Source organism: Candidatus Acididesulfobacter guangdongensis (genome assembly GCA_004195045.1).
GTDB lineage: Bacteria > SZUA-79 > SZUA-79 > Acidulodesulfobacterales > Acidulodesulfobacteraceae > Acididesulfobacter > Acididesulfobacter guangdongensis.
Genome location: SGBC01000004.1, coordinates 23,595 through 42,659, shown reverse-complemented (window position 1 = coordinate 42,659; position 19,065 = coordinate 23,595). Strand labels below are relative to the sequence as shown.

General features: G+C 31.5%; 15 protein-coding genes. 5 read left to right on the top strand and 10 right to left on the bottom strand.

What is annotated here, in order from left to right; translation table 11 throughout:
• Nucleotides 1–60: 60 nt before the first annotated feature.
• From truA to EVJ46_08720, 9 genes are all read right to left on the bottom strand, one after another.
• On the bottom strand, nucleotides 61–846 hold the full coding sequence (gene truA / locus EVJ46_08760) for a tRNA pseudouridine(38-40) synthase TruA (protein ID RZD15614.1): 786 nt from the start codon (nucleotides 844–846) through the stop codon (nucleotides 61–63).
• The gene (locus tag EVJ46_08755; GenBank protein RZD15613.1) at nucleotides 843–2,339 is read right to left on the bottom strand and encodes a sigma-54-dependent Fis family transcriptional regulator; all 1,497 of its coding nucleotides are present in this window, start codon (nucleotides 2,337–2,339) and stop codon (nucleotides 843–845) included. The genes truA and EVJ46_08755 overlap by 4 nt, the downstream gene beginning before the upstream one ends.
• Nucleotides 2,320–4,161 (bottom strand): hypothetical protein, encoded by a 1,842-nt coding sequence (locus tag EVJ46_08750; protein RZD15612.1) that lies wholly within the window; start codon nucleotides 4,159–4,161, stop codon nucleotides 2,320–2,322. Before EVJ46_08750 ends, EVJ46_08755 begins: the two co-directional genes overlap by 20 nt.
• A gap of 40 nt (nucleotides 4,162–4,201) precedes the next feature.
• A complete protein-coding gene (locus EVJ46_08745; protein ID RZD15611.1) occupies nucleotides 4,202–5,428 on the bottom strand; it encodes a type II secretion system F family protein in 1,227 nt (408 codons plus the stop codon).
• Nucleotides 5,429–5,549: 121 nt separating this feature from the next.
• Nucleotides 5,550–6,767 carry a type IV pilus twitching motility protein PilT gene (locus tag EVJ46_08740; protein ID RZD15610.1) on the bottom strand — a complete coding sequence of 406 codons (1,218 nt, stop codon included), beginning with the start codon at nucleotides 6,765–6,767 and terminating at the stop codon, nucleotides 5,550–5,552.
• 178 nt (nucleotides 6,768–6,945) lie between these two features.
• Nucleotides 6,946–8,772, bottom strand: a complete 1,827-nt coding sequence (gene pilB, locus EVJ46_08735) for a type IV-A pilus assembly ATPase PilB (protein ID RZD15609.1) — start codon at nucleotides 8,770–8,772, stop codon at nucleotides 6,946–6,948.
• A gap of 135 nt (nucleotides 8,773–8,907) precedes the next feature.
• A complete protein-coding gene (gene aroE / locus EVJ46_08730; GenBank protein RZD15608.1) occupies nucleotides 8,908–9,801 on the bottom strand; it encodes a shikimate dehydrogenase in 894 nt (297 codons plus the stop codon).
• Between the two features lie 5 nt (nucleotides 9,802–9,806).
• Nucleotides 9,807–10,751 carry a DUF4388 domain-containing protein gene (locus EVJ46_08725; GenBank protein RZD15607.1) on the bottom strand — a complete coding sequence of 315 codons (945 nt, stop codon included), beginning with the start codon at nucleotides 10,749–10,751 and terminating at the stop codon, nucleotides 9,807–9,809.
• Nucleotides 10,752–10,755: 4 nt separating this feature from the next.
• Nucleotides 10,756–11,088 (bottom strand): hypothetical protein, encoded by a 333-nt coding sequence (locus EVJ46_08720; GenBank protein ID RZD15606.1) that lies wholly within the window; start codon nucleotides 11,086–11,088, stop codon nucleotides 10,756–10,758.
• A gap of 449 nt (nucleotides 11,089–11,537) precedes the next feature.
• On the opposite strand from EVJ46_08720, the gene xseB reads away from it, so the two are divergent.
• The 5 genes from xseB to EVJ46_08695 all read left to right on the top strand — a co-directional run bounded on the left by xseB (nucleotide 11,538) and on the right by EVJ46_08695 (nucleotide 17,484).
• The gene (gene xseB / locus EVJ46_08715; GenBank protein ID RZD15605.1) at nucleotides 11,538–11,828 is read left to right on the top strand and encodes an exodeoxyribonuclease VII small subunit; all 291 of its coding nucleotides are present in this window, start codon (nucleotides 11,538–11,540) and stop codon (nucleotides 11,826–11,828) included.
• 146 nt (nucleotides 11,829–11,974) lie between these two features.
• Complete coding sequence (locus EVJ46_08710) at nucleotides 11,975–12,940, top strand: polyprenyl synthetase family protein (protein RZD15604.1); 966 nt, start codon at nucleotides 11,975–11,977, stop codon at nucleotides 12,938–12,940.
• A 52-nt stretch (nucleotides 12,941–12,992) separates the two neighbouring features.
• Nucleotides 12,993–14,939, top strand: a complete 1,947-nt coding sequence (gene dxs / locus EVJ46_08705; GenBank protein ID RZD15603.1) for a 1-deoxy-D-xylulose-5-phosphate synthase — start codon at nucleotides 12,993–12,995, stop codon at nucleotides 14,937–14,939.
• Nucleotides 14,940–15,028: 89 nt separating this feature from the next.
• Nucleotides 15,029–15,805, top strand: coding sequence for a TlyA family RNA methyltransferase (locus EVJ46_08700; protein RZD15602.1), 777 nt, complete (start codon nucleotides 15,029–15,031; stop codon nucleotides 15,803–15,805).
• Between the two features lie 2 nt (nucleotides 15,806–15,807).
• The gene (locus EVJ46_08695; GenBank protein ID RZD15601.1) at nucleotides 15,808–17,484 is read left to right on the top strand and encodes a hypothetical protein; all 1,677 of its coding nucleotides are present in this window, start codon (nucleotides 15,808–15,810) and stop codon (nucleotides 17,482–17,484) included.
• 83 nt (nucleotides 17,485–17,567) lie between these two features.
• Here EVJ46_08695 and EVJ46_08690 read toward each other — a convergent pair whose 3' ends face one another.
• Complete coding sequence (locus EVJ46_08690; protein ID RZD15600.1) at nucleotides 17,568–18,998, bottom strand: sigma-54-dependent Fis family transcriptional regulator; 1,431 nt, start codon at nucleotides 18,996–18,998, stop codon at nucleotides 17,568–17,570.
• Between the last annotated feature and the right edge of the window lie 67 nt (nucleotides 18,999–19,065).

The window sequence follows — 19,065 nt, the reverse complement described above, 5'->3', positions numbered from 1 at the left end:
GATAAAACTTTAGTAATGGTTAACTTTATTTACTAATTATAAATAAATAAATGATAAATATCAACAAAAAAATTTATGTTTATATTTAATTGAATATAAAAAAAGACCTTCCGGAGGAGCCTTAGTAATATTAGCAGCCGTTTTACCCGCATTAAGCAGATAATTTATACGTTCGATATTAATTTTGCCTAACCCGCAAAGAACTATAGCTCCGACAATTCTTCTTACCATATGTCTTAAAAAACCGTCTCCGGTTATATAAATGTCAAATCCGTAATTTTTTTTTTGAATATTAATTTCGGTTATTCTTCTGAAATAATCTTCGATACACTTTCTCTTATCAGATTTTGCAAAATTTATAAAGTTATAGTTTCCGACAAACATATTAGAAGCCTGATTCATTAAACTAAAATTAAGATTATCTTTAATATACCATGAATGTTTTGACAAGAGCGCGCTTCTAAATCCGTTATTTAATTTATAAAGATATGTTTTTGATACGGTATCAAAAGTTGCGTGAAAGGAATTATGAACAAGTTCAATACTTTTAACGGAGATATCGTTATACGGCAGCACCCCGTTTAAACTTGATTTTAATTTTTCCAAATTAAGTAAAAAAGGCAATTTGAAATTAGCCACCTGATTTAATGCGTGAACCCCGGCGTCTGTCCTGCCTGAAACAAACAGTTCAGTGTCTGTTCCGGTTATTTTTTTAATTGCTTTCAAAATTTCTCCGGATATTGTTTTTAATTCTACATTGTTATTTTCTGCAGAATAATTATTCTGGATTTGCCAGCCGTGATAATTTGACCCGTCATACTCCAATGTTATAAGATAATTAATCATCCTCTGTCTGCAATTTTAGAAACTATATATCTTAAAGACCTTGCGGATAATCCAAGTTCTTTTGCCAACAGTTTTTTAGATTGTTTTTTATTTTCCATTCTATCAATTATTATATTTTTTTCAATATCATCTATAAATTTTTCTAAACTTATTTTATTTTTAGCATTAATTTCATTAAATACAAAAATAATTTTTTTTAAAATATCTTCATAAGTTGTTTCATTAATTTTTGAAATAATATTATTTGATTTTTTTTTTATACTGTCAGGAAGGCAATTTTCCGTTATTTCTTCCGTTCTGCAATATATACATGCTCTTTCTATTAGATTTTCCAATTCGCGAATGTTTCCCGGATAATCATAATCTGCTAAAATAGAAACTGCATTCTGGTTAATAAATGCAATATTTTTATTAAGTTTTTTTGAATAATTGCCGATAAAATATGAAACTAGTAAGGGAATATCTTCTTTATGCTTTCTTAAGGGAGGCATTTCAATATGAATGGCATTAAGCCTGAAGAATAAATCTTCTCTGAATTCGCCTCGTCTTATTAATTCGTTTAAATCTTTATTAGTTGCGGCAATAAATCTTATATCTAAAGAATATTCTTTATTTGAGCCTATTTTTCTAAAGGTTTTTTCCTGCAGAACCCTTAGCAGTTTCACCTGAACAGACATCGGCAAATCGCCTATCTCGTCAAGAAACAGCGTACCTTTATCTGCATATTCCAAAATGCCTTTTTTATCATAATTTGCACCGGTAAACGCACCTTTAGTGTAACCAAAAAGTTCGCTTTCAATAAGATTTTCAGGAATCGCGGATAGATTGACCGGAACAAATTCGCCTCCATGTTTGCCGTCGGAGCGCTTATTGAAATATATATCGTGAGCAAGTTTTGCCGCAAGTTCTTTTCCGGTTCCAGATTCACCTGTAATAAGCATTGTGGAAAAACTTTTTGCGAAAATATTTACTTCGGTTATAATTTTAGATATTGCCGCCGAATCCCCAACTATATTTCCCCTTAATCTGTCATTATCTACTAATTTATTTTTTAGATTATTAAGTTCGTCATATACGGAAAAATATTCTACCGCTTTTTTAACGGTTATCTTAAATTCATCGGTATCAAAAGGCTTTATGAGATAATCGAACGCCCCTTCTTTTAAAGCATTTACGGCTGTTTTCACATCGGAATACGCCGTCATAAGTATGACAGGCAATAGATGAGCCGTATAAGAATAATTTATATTTTTAAGATAAAGGTCTTTAAACTGACAAAGAAAATCTATGCCGCTTATATCAGGCATCGAAATATCAGATATAATTAAATTAAATGTGCTATCTGTATTATCGGCAATAAGTTTTAACGCTTCTCTTGCAGACAATAAAGCCGTTATTTCATAACCCTCATATTTTAAAAGTATTTCCAAAGAATCTAAAACAGATTTTTCGTCGTCTATTATAAGAATTTTTTTACCGTTTTTTATGCTCATATAATGGTAATGCAATATTAATTAACGTACCTTTATTTTTTTTGCTTTTTATACTGATGTTTCCGCTAAAATTATCGATTATTGATTTTACTATTGAAAGTCCAAGGCCCGTGCCGTTTTTTTTTGTGGTAAACAGCGGTTTAAATATATTTTTAATAACATCTTCGTCTATGCCTTCTCCGTTATCGTAAAATTTCATGATTAAGAAATCGCCGGCTGCCTTCTGTTTGCTGTTCTCCCGTTCGCTTTCGCTATGTTCGTCCTGTCCCGCCGAAAACTTTCCTGAAATTTTCATGGCGCTTATTCTTATTTTACCTTTTGTATTATTGCTTAAATTATTTTTATGTCTTGATTTAACCGAAGCGGCAGCATTTTCAATTATATTCACAAATATTTGATGCAGGCGGTATTTTTCAAAATACATATCAATTCTATTGTCTATTCTGTTTGTTATATCATAATCTTCCGATGACTTAAATTGGGAAATTATATATTCAGAAAAATCATGAAGATTAAAGTGTTCAAAATTAACTGAACTGCCTATTGCGTTTGTATTAAACGCTGCGGTTTTACTATTGACAAAACCGAGAAAATCTTTGACTAAAGACTCTAATCTTATAGTTTCTGTTTTTATTATCCCTGTCAATTTGCTGAAATCAGCATTATTGTCTCCGGCATCTATTATGTTACAACTTATATTATCAGAATTTAGAATATCAATAGAAGTATTAATTGCAGACAATGGATTTCTTATTTCATGCGCAAGCCAGCCTGCTAATTTTCCGGTAGCAATTAATCCTTCATTTATTTTTGAGTCAAGTTCTAATTCTTTTATATATGATATATCTTTAAAAAGCAAAATACGCCGTCCCGGATTTTTATTGTCTTTAAATTCAGAATAGGCAAAACCTATAATTTTCCCATTGTGTTTAACTTCAAAACGGATAGCGCCGACTTTCTCTTCATCAAAAATATTTAGCGGAAAGTCTTTGAATATGCCATCTATTTTTAAATTAAAATGATAAAAACTGCCTGCTTTGCCGACAATAGAGTCATTAAATACATCCGAACCTATTAAATCCATTCCTGATTTATTTATAAATACGATATTATTTTTATCGTTTAAAACAATAACGCCCTGCGTAAAACTATTTATAAGTTCTTTGTTAAATATTGCCGCATTTTTCATTACCTCGTCTATTTCTATCACTTTATTACTTAAATATTTTATATTATTGGAAAATTTATATAAAATCCAGCCGAATATCAATAAACCTAAAATATTTAAACTGAGCGCAAATAGCAGTTTGTCAGGCTCATACAAATAATAGTAATGTCCAGGTACATTGAAATAAAACTGCAAGTCGGCAATAAAACCGATAATTAAAGAAGAAGCCACCGTAAAAAAAATAATACCGGCACCTAAAAAAATAAATCCTGCTATTAAAACTAATAGATAATATAAGAAAATCAGATTGCTTTCCAATCCTCCGTTTAAAATTACAAAAACGGATATCAAAATAAAATCAAAAATAATCTGCATTAGTCCAAACAAAGCAAAATATTTTTCTTTATTCCTTTTTTTAATATAATAATTTATAAATGAATATAGAACAGTGAGGAAAACTATGATAACTAAAAAAATAAAAATTTCGTATTCAGTATAAAAAAATAGATCCGAACCGTGATTAATTAATATGAGCAGGTAAATTAAAACCGCTAATGAAATTGCAGTAAATCTGAATACTATGACAAATTTCAGCTTTTCATAAATGTTACTGCCTTCAATATGAAAATTTCTTTTCAGGCTTTTATTTGCCATATGTTAGGTATGATACAGATATAATAATAAGATGCAAAAATCATCCTTTGATTGCATTTCCGAGATTAAATATAGGCAAATACATAGCTACAACCAAAACGCCTACTACAATCCCGAGAAAAACTATAAGAGCAGGTTCCATCATTGAAGTCAGATTAGTTACAGCATTGTCTACTTCTTCGTCGTAGTAGTCGGCAACTTTAGCCAACATTGCATCGAGGTTTCCTGTTTTTTCTCCAACCATTATCATCTGAATTACAAGAGGAGGAAATAGTCCTGTTTTATTAATCGCGGCAGAAAGCGGGGCTCCGGATGCCACATCTTCTTTTGCTTTAATTAAAGATTCTTCTATAATTTTATTTCCGCTTATTTTAGACACTATACCTAATGCCGATAAAATCGGAACGCCGCTTTCAATCATTGTCGAAAGGGTTCTGGAAAATCTTGCGATGGAAACTTTTTTTAATAAGAGCCCCACCAGAGGTATCTTAAGTATCAAACGGTCTATATTTCGTCTTCCGTTTTCTTTTTTATAATATGATTTGACTAAAAAAATTATTACACCGATGGCGATAATTATATATAATATATACGATTTAACGAAATCGCTGAAATTAATTACCTCCTGAGTAAGGGCCGGCAATTTTGCGCCTACGCTTGCAAAAAGGTTTGCGAATACAGGTATGACAAATGTTAATAAGATAACTATAACTCCGAATGCAACTGACAGAACTATTGTAGGATATATCATTGCACCCTTCACTTTTCTTTTAAGTTTAAGAGTTTTTTCGAAATATACGGATAACCGTCTGAAAACTTTATCTAAAACGCCTCCTTTTTCTCCTGCGTCAACAAGATTTATATATAAATCGTTAAATACACGCGGAAATTTTCTGAAACTGTCTGATAAACTTCCTCCGCTTTCTATATTTTCTTTAATTTTAGATAAGATGCCTTTTAAATTTTTATTCTTTTGCTGTTCTATCATTATAGAGAGACCCTGCAAAATAGGAACTCCCGAATCCACTAATGAAGAAAACTGTCTTGTAAATACTATCAGGTCATCATCGTTAATTTTGGTTTTAGAACTTATCTCCTTTGAAGCAGTAAGCTGCATACTCAGGAATTCGCTTTTTTTATCAACATTAATAGGATAAATATTGTTTTTATGAAGCTCATCGATGACAATTTCCGGACTTGTTGCGTCAATCTGACCTGTGATATATTCTCCTGTTTTCTTTCTGCCCTTCCATTGATAAATAGGCATATAATTACCACCCCTTTATAATTTTATGATATACTTATATTATATAATAACATATTATAATTATATAATCAATCAAATATTAATATCGACACCTGTCCGATGATTCGTAAATGCAACTGCTCTATAATTTGTCAAAATCAATCCCGGAAAACAATCCGTCGTTAGTTTTGTTAAAAGAACTGCCGTTTTGATTTTGCTGCTGCGTTCCTTTTGTTCCTGCGTTATTATTGACATTCGAAGAAATATTATTATTTAAGGAACCGCCCTTAGATATCAAACCGGAATTAATATTCTGTTTTAATTCATCCACGTCCGAAGAGCGCGAATATGCTTCCGTTTCGCTTATTATTCTGTTGTTCACCAACGAAGCAAGCGCCTGATTCAAAGTTTGCATACCGTATTTTTCTTGTCCGAGCTGAAGTTGAGAATATATTTGATGAATTTTATTTTCTCTGATTAAATTTCTTATAGCGGCATTAGGTATCATAACTTCGGCAGCCAAAATTCTGCCAAGATTATCTATTTTAGGAATAAGGGTTTGAGACATAACACCCACTAAGGATAGCGATAATGACGACCTGACCTGCGACTGCTGGTCTGATGGAAATATGTCTATAATTCTGGAAATAGTCTGCACGGCAGAATTAGTATGCAGGGTCCCAAAAGTTAAATGTCCTGTTTCAGCTATAGTCAATGCCGCTTCCATTGTTTCCATATCCCGTATTTCGCCTATCAGAACTACATCTGGGTCTTCCCTTAAAATATGTCTTAAACTTTCTACAAAGCTATACGAATCCTGACCCACTTCTCTCTGATTGACCAAACATGATTTATGCTGAAAAATATATTCTATAGGGTCTTCAATAGTAATGATATGTTCGTGTCTCGTTGCATTTATAGAATCTATCATAGCTGCCAGAGAAGTAGTTTTGCCGGAACCGGTCGGACCGGTTACTAATATTAGACCTCTCGGAGATTTTATAATTTCTTTTATTATTGGAGGCAAACCTAAAGCGTCTATTGAAGGTATAGCGTGAGGAATAACCCTGAATGCGCCTGCAATCGACCCTCTGTCAAAATATAGGTTGCCTCTGAAACGCGATACTCCTTTCTGTGAAAATGAAAAATCAAGTTCGTGCGTCTCCTCAAATCTTTTCTTCTGCGCGTCCGTTATGACGCTATAGCAAAGACCTTGAGTATCGGAAGGAGATAACGACGGAAAATTAAGGGGAGCAAGAGAACCTCTCAGTCTTATTACGGGAGGCGAACCCGCCGCTATATGCAAATCTGAAGCGCCCATATCTACGGTAGTTTTTAATAAATCTGCTATTGATGACATTTTCTTATCCTTTAATAAATTAATAAAAAATTTAAAATTAAATTAAAATAAAATAGTATCATACCGTACAACTCGTACAAGCAAATAAACTAATAAGAAATCTCAAATGAAATAAATAATATCAAATGTTATCATATCATACAATTATACGATTATGTTATCATATTATATTATTATGTCATATAATTATATTATTACTTGTTTTAAGATATTGCAATATTTCTTCCATAGAGGTTATGCCCGAGATAAATTTTTCTTTTGCCGATTCGCTTAAAGTAATCATTCCATGGTTTTTAACGGCTATATTTTCAATTTCAAATTCATTTGCATTCTTATAAATTAAATCTTTAATGTCATCGGTTACCGTAAGCACTTCATATATTGCAATCCTGCCCTTATATCCCGTGTTCATACAGGCAGAACATCCTTTAGCTTTATACAATACGTTACGTTTTATTATGCCGTCTTCAAAGCCGAAACCTTGAAGCATCCTGTCATCGGGTATATATGGTTCTTTACATTCTGTGCATAATTTTCTTATGAGTCTTTGCGCTATTACGAGATTAAGGCTTGATGCCACAAGAAACGGTTCAACGCCTACATTGATCAATCGGGAAATCGTAGACGCAGCATTATTGGTATGAATAGTTGAAAGAACTAAATGACCTGTTAAAGCAGCCTTTATAGCGATTTCCGCAGTTTCTAAATCTCTTATCTCACCTACCATTATTATATCAGGGTCCTGTCTTAAAAAAGAACGCAGCGCCTGAGCAAACGTCAAACCTATATCTTCATTAATCTGTACCTGATTAATACCGTAAATATTATATTCTACAGGGTCTTCCGCCGTAGAAATATTAACGGTTTTTTTATTTAAATCGCTCAGAGCGCTATAAAGAGTGGTTGTTTTTCCTGAACCGGTCGGTCCCGTAACTAAAATCATCCCGTATGGTTTATGAATAGCATCTTGAAAATCATTAAGCTGATTATCGGAAAATCCTAATTTTTTCATATCAAGCTGAAGAGAAGACTTATCTAATATTCTCATAACTATCTTTTCTCCGTACAATATGGGAAGGCACGATACCCTTATATCAACTTCTTTACTTTCTACCCTGACTTTTATTCTGCCGTCCTGAGGCATTCTTCTTTCGGCTATGTCCATTTGAGACATAATTTTAATTCTTGAACTTATAGCATTTTTCAGCTGTCCCGGAACTGTCATGATTTCATTAAGTTTTCCGTCTATTCTGAATCTCACGCGTATATTATTTTCATATGGTTCAAAATGCAAATCGCTTGCGCCTCTTCTAATTCCATCTGATATAACTTTATTAACAAATTGGATTATAGGTTTTTCGGAAGAAGACCTTTGTAATTCTGAAATATCAATTTCTTCGTTAGTGTCCTCAATAGAAATAGAATCAATATAGTCTTTATGCTCAGTCAAAATACTTGAAGCATTATAATAGGTCGATAGCGCCTGATTTATTTCTGATTCCGCCGCAAGTACCACTTCAACATTAAGTCCGGTATAAAATTTAATATCCTCAAGCACAGTGACCTTTGTAGGATCAGAAACTGCCAGATATAAAGTATTGCCCTGTCTTTTATACGGAACCACATGATATTTTAACGCAGTATCCGGCGGAATTAATTTGATAACATCGGACGGTATTGCCGAGGAAAGAAGATTAACGGTAGCCGCGCCGAACTCTTTTGATAAAAACGAAACAAGTTCGGAATCTTTAACGAAACCTAGCTTTGAAAGCTGCCTACCGATACTGCCTCCTGTTTTTCCCTGTTCTTCAAGCGCCAGTTCTAACTGATTTGCGGTAACAATATTATTCTTAACAAGTATTTCTCCAAGTTTAGCATCCTGTAATTGTTGGCCTTTTTTTATTCCATTTCTTATCTTTTCCTGTATTAATAAAGCATTATTTATATCGTCTTTTTTTACACTGCCGTGTTTTACTAAAATTTCGCCGAGTTTTTGAGATTCCATAATGATAACAATAAAATATTAATATATTATTAAGTTATAAGCTAATTTATAATATTACCATATATTATGCAGTCTGTTGTATAAAAATTTTATCGGCATAAAAAAAGTTAATTTAGCCGGCAATTCTATTTAATTTTATTTTACAGCATTAACGGTAAAATCAAAAGCAGGTTTTTTGCCCGTCCATATATAAAAACTCTCGATGGCTTGAAAAATAAGCATTGAAAATCCATTTGCGGTTTTAATTTTATTTTCTTTCATAATTGACATAAACGGGGTTTCAGGAGGATTGTATGAAATATCTATCGCATAGGCATTTTTGTTTAATTTACTGAAAGGCAGCGACAATATTGTTCCGGCTGATTCTTCAGACGGGGTCGCGGTATTTATAATTAAATTGCAGTCATAAAAGGCGTCTTTAATTTTACCGGAAAGAAAATCGGAATACGATAACGATTGAATATTGAGCCAATTATTATATTCACTCCATTTAGCCGCCGTTTCAACTAATTGAGCTGCTTTTTCTTGGTTTCTGTTTATTACATATATGTTTGAAGCACCTTCTTTCAGCACGGAATATAAAACAGCTTTCGCAGCGCCGCCGGCTCCGATAATTACAATTTTTGCATTATTTATATTAAAATTGAATTCATATTTAACGCTTTTTATAAAACCGCAGCTATCGGTATTATAACCCTTATAAATATTATTCTCCAATTTTACGGTATTTACGGCTCCTATCATTTCTGCTTCCCGACTCAATTTATCTAAATATTTTACAACCTCTATTTTATAAGGTTTTGTAATATTGGCGCCGTCCAATTTAAGAGTCTTGAAGCCGTTAAATGCCTCCGTAAAGCAATCAGGACCGATATCAAATTTTTTATAGCAAAGATTTAATTTTAAAATATTCCCCAGTTTATTATGAATGAGAGGAGAAACGGAATAAGATATATTGTGTCCGAATATGCCTAAAACTAAAGGACAGACATATTTATCTTTAAGATTTTCGGAAATAATAACATCCATAAAATTTAGACCGTCAGCAGCTGCTTGAGAAGATAATCTATTTTAGCCGCTTTTTTATCGTCAATAAACATGTACACATATCTTTCTATTTCATTAACAAGTTTAGTGAGAGACTGCTTGTCGGTGCTGACATGACTGAAATCTACAGGAATTTTATCTGCTTTTTTTCCTAATTGTTCATTTAATATTTTTTTAATAGAATCTACAATGTCAACATTGGCAGCCTTAGCGCTCTGAGGCGGCTCAAGGCGAATATATCCGCTTTGCAGAAGATTATATAATGTTTTTATAATAAAAAAATCATTCTCAATGGAAAGAGCAATAATCTGATTAACCGTTCTTTTTCCGTCAATAAGGGATAAAACATTCCATATTGCAGGCGAAAGACTTAACGGTCTTGAATTTCCGGTCCTGTTTGTAACAACGGAAGGAACATATTGCTTTGAAGGTATAACTTTAGAAATTACGGCGAGTTCGTCCCTTCTTTTTTTTGTTTCTACCAGAACCGGAAGAAGATTGATAGGAGATGCGAAATTTATAACTTCCGGAAGAGGCTTCTCGTCAAAAGAAAATTCGCCGTTAGATAAAAACAGAATATAGTTTATGGTTTCAAGTATATAGTTAGAAATAAAATCATTTTCTTTATCTTTCGGAACAACGCCAAGTTTAAAAAAATATATGTCAAATCCTGCCGTAGTTTTATAATAAGTTCTGTACTTTTCAAGCATTTGAAAATAATCTTCTTTACTGATATCCAAATATTTCATTATAAATTTTTCAAGAATAGAATTTTCCGAAATAGACAGAAAATTTAACAAGCCGTCTTTCAGGAAAAGTTTAGCCGCAAAATTATCAAAACGAAGATTTAAAACACCGGTCTTTTTTGATATATCTAAAAATTTTAATACATCAAAGAGTTCTAGATTTGTTATATTTCCTTTAACATCCATAATATTATTTTCGAACCTCTAATTCTTTAATTAAGTGAAAAATAAATCTGTTAACTATAGCTACAAATATAGAACCGAAAAATAGAACTAAAGAAATAAGAAAATATGCCAGATCCATATTGGTCAAATATGAAATAAAAAAGAAACTTCCGGCTTCGGCTATGAAAAAAAACAGCATAAAGACGAACATAATAGCAAGCCATTTTCCTACAAAACCTCCTGGAATCCTTTTTTTAAGAGAAGAAGCTATAACCATATTGATAAGCATTATTAAAGCCCCAAATAATATAAAAATGTAAAACAGATTTTTAAAATTTAATAAAGTTAATGATCCCACCTCTTAAATCCTCCAATGACATAACGTTAAATTATTTATTATAATTTATACATAAATACACAAATAGTCAATAAATAAATTGTATATTTATTATATAGTTAATTATTATTTATTATATTTTTATATATATTATATTACATCTAAAATTTTATGCAATAAATTATTATTTAATTTTTGTCTTTTTTATATACAGTCTGTTTATAAATTTGCATTATACGATAAATATGAAATTGTGATTCACTGCTTTTAATTGCGTCAGTGCAGTTTATATGAAAATTTAAAATTACAATTTTAATCCTGCAATAGAAAGTTATCTACCAGGAAAAGGTGTCTGACACCTTTTCCGTTGCTTAACCGAGCAAAGAAATGCATAAATATTTTCTATTGCAGGATTAAGGTATAATTTCCCGCTTTTAATTTAATAAATAATAGATTATAATTAAAGAATTATGAATATAAACATTAAAGATTTAAACAAATTAAGCTTTGAAGAAGCTTTGAAAAAACTCGAAGAAAATGTTGCTAATCTTGAAAAAGGCGATTTGGGTCTTGAGGAATCGCTTAAAATTTACGAGGAAGGGGTTATATATTCTAAATATTGTATTAATAAATTAGATGCTGCCGAAAAAAAAGTTGAAGAATTAATGTCCGATAAAAATGGCGGCATAAAAACAAAACCTTTAGACAATATAGATACGGTAGAAAATATAGCTGATAATGACAACACTAAAGAAGTCTGATACTCAAAGAAGTCTGATACTCAAAGAAGTCTGACAAAGGTCTAAAAATGCAAAAACTATTACAGGCAGCGTTGCAGTTAATAATAATTAATAATAATGAGTTTTGCAAACTAAATCTTAAACTTAAAATTAAAATTTAACTTTATATGTATTTAATAGAAGATTACATAGAACAAAACAAAGAAATTATTAATAATTTCTTATATGCGTATTTTCAGAAAAATTATAATAATGACAGCAGCTATTTATCAAAAAAAAATAGCTTAGCCAAAATTTCTGGAAATGATAAAAAAATCTCTACCGATTTTTCAATAAACGATGCGATGTATTATACCGTCTCCTTAGGAGGCAAGAGAATTCGTCCTATTTTTTTGCTTATAACCGCAGAATGCTTGGGTTTTAAAAATAAAGCTCAATTGCTTCCGTTTGCATGCTCAATAGAACTTATACATTCATATTCTCTTATACACGACGATTTGCCTGCAATGGACAACGATAATTTAAGAAGGGGAAAACCCACAAACCATATAGTTTTTGGCGAAGCTGCAGCAATTCTTGCAGGAGACGCATTGCTTTCGGAAGCTTTTATAATTATTTCCGACAACGAATATATAAAATATTTTAAATGCGATACTATATTGAAAATAATTCAGGAACTGTCTTTTTTATCAGGCGCAGGAGGTTTAGTGGGAGGACAGTTTCTAGACATAACAAATTCAGGTATTCCAATCGATAACAGCATACTGACGGAAATACACGATAAAAAAACTGCAGCCCTTATAAAAGCCGCCTGCGCTATGGGCGGAATCCTTGGAGGAGCGGATGATGCTCTGGTAGCAGCTCTGAAAAATTACGGAACTTATTTAGGACTTGCCTTTCAAGCGTTAGACGACTTACTTGATGTAATAGGCAGCAGTCAAATTACAGGAAAGACCGTAGGGATTGATAAAAATAATAATAAATCAAATATCGCATCAATTATAGGCATTGAAGAAACCAAAAAATTAGTAGAGGAATATACGGAAAAAGGGATTTCCTGTCTTGACAAAACAAATATAAATTTTAATTTGCTGAAAGATTTTTCGTATTATTTAACAAAACGGGTAAACTAAAAATTAATAATATGTATAATATATAATAATACCTTATAAGAAAATAAAAAAAATGATATTAGATAATATAAATGACATTAACGATATTAAAAAAATAAATTCTGAAGACCTTAACCTATTAGCCAAAGAGCTCCGCAAAGAAATTATTTCAGTATGCTCGACAAACGGCGGACATCTTGCTTCAAGTCTGGGCGTAGTTGAACTGACTATTGCTATATTAAAATCATTTGATATAGAAAAAAATGATAAAGTTATCTGGGATGTAGGGCATCAATCTTATGCATATAAACTGCTTACAGGGAGACGTGATAAATTCCATTCTATTAGAAAGTTAGGCGGTTTATCAGGTTTCCCGTCCATAAACGAAAGCAAATATGATTTTTTTGGAACGGGTCATGCCGGCACTTCTATATCTGCAGCCTTAGGAATGGCTGTTGCCGATGATATAATAAAAAAAAACGGCAACGGACGAATTATTGCCGTAATAGGCGATGCCTCAATTTCTAACGGACTGGCGCTAGAGGGTCTTAATCACGCCGGCGCAATGAAAAAAGACATCATAGTAATACTTAACGACAATGAAATGTCAATATCAAAAAGCGTAGGGGCTTTTTCAAATTATCTTAATAAAATTTTAACCGGAGAGATTTACATAAAATTTAGAAACGAAACGGAAAAATTTTTAAAGTCTATACCTCTATTAGGTTTACAATTTGCAAAACTGGCTTCTAAAACTGAAGAATTGTTTAAAAACATGATTGGTCCTGGAATTATATTTGAAGAACTCGGTTTTACATATATAGGACCAATAGATGGGCATAATATAGAATATTTGCTTAGTGCATTTGAAAATATTAAAAAAATAAAAAAACCTATTCTGCTTCATATAGTTACCCAGAAAGGCAAAGGTTATGGACCTTCCGAAAAAAACCCGTCATTATTTCACGGTATTTCGGCATTTGATAAAAATACGGGAATAATGCTCAAAAAAACCGGAAATATAACGCTTGGGGAGGTTGCGAGCAATTTTTTGGTTAAATTAGCTAAAAATAATGAAAATATCATAGCTATAACCGCTGCTATGACTGAAGGAACAGGTCTTTCTAATTTTGCTAAAATATATCCCGACAGATTTTTTGATGTCGGGATACAGGAAGAACATGCAGTTACATTTTCTGCCGGAGCCGCTGCAAACGGGCTCAGACCTTTTTTCTTTATTTATTCCACATTTCTTCAGAGGTCTCTCGACCAGATAATTCACGATGTATGCCTGCAGAATCTGCCGGTTGTTTTTTGCATAGACAGAGCCGGCATCGCCGGAGAAGACGGCGCTACCCATCAAGGTATATTTGATTTATCGTACTTAGGCTACATCCCTAATTTAGTTATAATGTGCCCTAAAGATTCCGACGAACTTATAAAAATGCTTAAAAGCTCCCTTTCTTACAATAAACCTGTTGCGATAAGATATCCTAAAAGCGAAATGCTTTATTTTGAACTGCCGGAAACTGATGACATAGCCGTAATTAAAGAAGGTGAATTTGAAACTTTGATTACTCACTTTGAATACATTATCGTAAGCATAGGAGTACAAACCGCTATGCTTGAGAAAATATTGGACGAAATTAATAATAATAATAAAAATAACGAGCTTGTAAAACCTATAGGTCTTATTAATGCCAGATTCGCTTCACCTATATCAGATAACCTTATAAATAAAATAAAATACGCAAAAAAAATAATGACAGTTGAAGAAAATGTTGAATTCTCAGGTTTCGGGTCAAAAATTATCACATTATTATCTGAATCCGATAATTTATCAAATGATGTATTGAATTTTAAATATAAAATCGTTTCTTTGGGCAATAATTTTATTGAACACGGCTCAAGAAAAGAATTACTTTCTCTGTCCGGATTTTCAGAAGACGGTTTTAAAGTAATTATAAATGAATTCTTCTTTGACAAGAATAAAATAATAAATATCGGATTTTCAGCATAATCGGCGAATAATCATCGCAGATTCATTTATTTTATAAAAACCTGCCGTCAGGAAACTTGGTTTAATTTATTACAGCGTATTGATATTCAATATTGTACAAGCAAAAAGTGGAAAAAATAAGATTAGACATCCTGTTAGCTGAAAAAAATATTGCGGGACAAACATTATCCAGAAGCAAAGCCTCTTCTTTGATAATCGAAGGTAAAGTCTTAGTAAACGGCAAAATATGCGTTAAACCCGGCACACCGACAAATATTGCAAGCGATATTAAAGTTCTTGAGCCGGCTAATCCATATGTATCAAGAGGAGGGGTCAAACTAAAAGGGGCTTTAACTGACTTCAAAATAAACGTCGGCGGCTATTGCGCTTTAGATATTGGAGCTTCTACCGGCGGATTCACCGACTGTCTGCTGAAAAACGGCTGCAGATTGGTTTATTGCGTAGATGTCGGATACGGACAGTTGGATTATAATCTAAGAAATAATGAAAATATAATAAACTATGAAAAAACAAACATAAAAGATATAGGGGTTGACAAAATAAAAGAAAAAATAGATATTTGCGTAATAGATGCATCTTTCATATCATTAGAAAAAGTACTGCCGCATACAGTAAAATTTTTAAAAGACGAAGGTCTAATTCTAGCATTAATAAAGCCTCAATTTGAAACCGGAAATAAAAAATTTCTTAAAAAAGGCATTATTAAAGATGAAACAATCTACGAAAGCATAATATCCGGCATTATAGAATTTTCAAAAACAATAGGACTTAGAAGTTTAGGAGTAAAAAAATCGTGCATAAAGGGAAAAAAAGGGAATACGGAATTTTTCATCCATCTTGTAAAAATGACAGGCGGACTATTATAACTATGAACAAAAAAATTACAATAATGAATCATTCGCATCTATTTTTAACTTTAATATTGCTTGCTAATGCATTATTGATATTTTCCGTTTTAGCAGCCTTTGCATCGCCTTCAAATGCTTATAGTTCATCAGACATACAAAAAGTTATAAAAGGTTTCATTTACGAAAATTACGGAAACTATGGCAAATCTCTATATAACCTGAAAAGCGCGCTGAAAAAATCCCGCAGCGCTGCCGGATACTATGAACTTTCCAGATTATATTTAAAAAATAAAAATTTTACAAAAGCTATCTATTACATAAATAAATCAATCAAAACAGCTTCCGGAAAATATAAAACTAACTGCTACATCTTAAAAACCAAAATATATTTAAGCGGAAACAAAATTAAAAAATCTTTAGACATCCTGAATTTCATTTTAAAAAAGCACCCATCTGATAAGCAGGCATTATTGCTGATTGCCGACATTTATAAATTCGAGAAACATTTTACGGCAGCCGCTGCATATTTAAATCTGCTCAAATTATACTATCCGACTGATATAGATTCTTATTATGAATTGTCAAAAATTTATATATTAGAAAATAAATCCGCAAAAGCAATAAAAAATCTGAAAGAAGTTATCAAATTAAACCCCTATTTTAAAGAAGGTTATTTTCAATTAACCGCAATTTATACGATAACGGGAAAAGAACGCTCAGCACTAAACATTCTTAAAAAATATTTAAGATATAATCCTTTGAGTAATTTTGCATTATATCAATCAGGTCTTATAAATTATGCCGTTAAAAATTATGGAGCAGGCAGAAAATATTTTTTTAGGCTGCTGCATTCAATGCCAACTTCAAGATTAAAAACAGGCAAAGAAATTAATATAAGAAATAATGCATACTTTTTTATAGGCGCTTCTTATTATTTTCAAAATAATTTTAAAAAAAGCATAAAATACCTTAAATCAATAAAATATGGTCATCATTATATTAACTCAAGGCTTCAGGAAATTGAAATATATTTAACGCTTAATAAAAAAAACAAAAATTCTACAAATAATGCAAAAATAAATGATATAATCAATAAACTAATACATAATAAAAAATTAAAAAAAAAATTAAAAGTATATTATTTTTCGGCAATTTCTTTAGAAGAAATCAAACAATATAAAAAAGCTGAAAATATTCTGCATAAAGGATTAAAATATTTTCCTGAAAATACATCGTTGCTTTATCAATTAGCCTCCGACTATCATTTTTTACATAATAATAAAAAATCAATAAAAATAATAGATAAAGTGCTGGCTATAGACCCGACTGATGCAGATGCGCTCAATTTTAAAGGATATTATCTCGCAGTGCATAAGAAAAATATAACTGAAGCAGAAAAATTAGTTAAAAAGGCGCTGTCGATAGAACCTGATTCTCCTTATATCTCTGATAGTCTTGGGTTTGTTTATTTAAGATTAAAAAAATATAATAAAGCGCTGCTTTATTTTAAACGCGCTTTAAAAAAATTAAAAAATTCAAGCACAGTATTGAGACACACGGGATTAGACTATTTAATGCTGAAGAATTACGATAAAGCCGAAAAGTACTTAGAATTATCGGAAAAGACAAAAAAATCACCGCTGACATTAAAATACTTAAAAGAGGCTGTCAAGTTCAGAAATCAAACAAAGAAATAAATTAGGTAAAATGCGTACATACTGCTGCATCACATTGCAGAGCCGTCATTGACTTTGCAATTATAATTATTATTTATAATAATTTAAATATTTAAGTTTTTAATAGTTTCCAGCTTTCTATATAATGTCTTAAGCCCTATATTTAGGACTTTTGCCGTTTTTACCTTATCATTTGAATTTTGCATTAGAGTTTTATATATAATTAAATTTTCTGCGTCTTCAAGACGGATATTTAACGGAATTTTTATATAATTTTCTTCTCCGTCGTTTATATTATTATGGACATTTTTTTCATCCTGTTCATCTTTAGATAAATTGCCGCTATATTTTAAATCTTTTAAATAAGCCGGCAAAATAGTGCCGCTGACAACAGTTTCTGCATCTGCAGCAGAAACTGCAACCATAAATTCAATAATATTTTTAAGTTCTCTTATATTTCCAGGATAATTATAATCTAACAAAATATTTAAAACTTTTTCGTCTACACCTTTAATATTTTTACCCATCTCTTTAGAAAAATCTTCTATAAATTTATTAACAAGCAAAGGTATATCTTCTTTCCTTTCGCGAAGAGGAATGATTTTTAAATTTATTACATTTAATCTATAATATAAATCCTGCCTGAACTCGCCTTTTTTTACCTTATCGGCTATATCCTGGGACGCGGCTATTATTCTTACATCTACTTTTATTGTTTTATTCCCGCCGACGCGCTCAAATTCTTTTTCCTGAAGAACTCTTAAAATTTTGGCCTGCGTCTTGAGAGGAATTTCCCCGATTTCATCTAAAAAAATTGTTCCACCGTCTGAAACTTCAAATCTGCCTTTATGAAGAGAATCTGCGCCTGTAAACGACCCTTTTTCGTGTCCAAAAAGCTCGCTTTCAAGAATAGTTTCAGAAAGAGCTGCGCAGTTTAATTTAATAAATGGTTTGTTTTTTCTGTCGCTATTATTAACTATAATGTTTGCAAGCAGTTCTTTTCCTGTTCCTGATTCGCCTTCTATTAATACGGTAGAATGCGTATTAGACACGGCAATAGCGGTATTTATAATTTCTATCATTTTTTTTGACTTTGTAATTAAATTGCCGAAACTAAATTTGTCTTCAAGCCTTATTTTAAGTTCATTTATTTCGCTTAACAAGCTGCGTTTAGAAACAATTCTTTTTAATATAATATCTAATTCTTCTAGATTAATAGGCTTTGTTATGTAATCATAAGCTCCTGATTTAATTGCCTCTACGGCAGTTTTGACAGAACTGAAACCTGTTGTAATCAATACATCTATATCATAATTTTTTGATTTTACTGTTCTGAGGATTTCAATGCCGGAACCGTCGGGCAGTTTAAGGTCGGTTATTATTACGTCTATAAAATTAATTTTTTTAGCATCGTTTAAAATCTTAGATGCGGATTTAAAATCTTTGGCTTCAATAACTTCATGTCCTTCTTCTCTAAGATAATTCGAAAGCGCAAAAAGTGCTGCTTCGTTGTCTTCAACTATAAATATATTCAATTTTATATAAAAAACTTTATTTATTAATATTTAATATTAAAATATAATTTGAAATAATAAAAGGAAC

What these genes read in the sequence shown, in the direction of transcription:
- truA (RZD15614.1), bottom strand. Translation starts at nt 846, where the DNA reads ATGATTAATTATCTTATAACATTGGAGTATGACGGGTCAAATTATCAC.
- EVJ46_08755 (RZD15613.1), bottom strand. Translation starts at nt 2,339, where the DNA reads ATGAGCATAAAAAACGGTAAAAAAATTCTTATAATAGACGACGAAAAA.
- EVJ46_08750 (RZD15612.1), bottom strand. Translation starts at nt 4,161, where the DNA reads ATGGCAAATAAAAGCCTGAAAAGAAATTTTCATATTGAAGGCAGTAAC.
- EVJ46_08745 (RZD15611.1), bottom strand. Translation starts at nt 5,428, where the DNA reads ATGCCTATTTATCAATGGAAGGGCAGAAAGAAAACAGGAGAATATATC.
- EVJ46_08740 (RZD15610.1), bottom strand. Translation starts at nt 6,767, where the DNA reads ATGTCATCAATAGCAGATTTATTAAAAACTACCGTAGATATGGGCGCT.
- pilB (RZD15609.1), bottom strand. Translation starts at nt 8,772, where the DNA reads ATGGAATCTCAAAAACTCGGCGAAATTTTAGTAAAACACGGCAGTGTA.
- aroE (RZD15608.1), bottom strand. Translation starts at nt 9,801, where the DNA reads ATGGATGTTATTATTTCCGAAAATCTTAAAGATAAATATGTCTGTCCT.
- EVJ46_08725 (RZD15607.1), bottom strand. Translation starts at nt 10,751, where the DNA reads ATGGATGTTAAAGGAAATATAACAAATCTAGAACTCTTTGATGTATTA.
- xseB (RZD15605.1), top strand. Translation starts at nt 11,538, where the DNA reads ATGAATATAAACATTAAAGATTTAAACAAATTAAGCTTTGAAGAAGCT.
- EVJ46_08710 (RZD15604.1), top strand. Translation starts at nt 11,975, where the DNA reads ATGTATTTAATAGAAGATTACATAGAACAAAACAAAGAAATTATTAAT.
- dxs (RZD15603.1), top strand. Translation starts at nt 12,993, where the DNA reads ATGATATTAGATAATATAAATGACATTAACGATATTAAAAAAATAAAT.
- EVJ46_08695 (RZD15601.1), top strand. Translation starts at nt 15,808, where the DNA reads ATGAACAAAAAAATTACAATAATGAATCATTCGCATCTATTTTTAACT.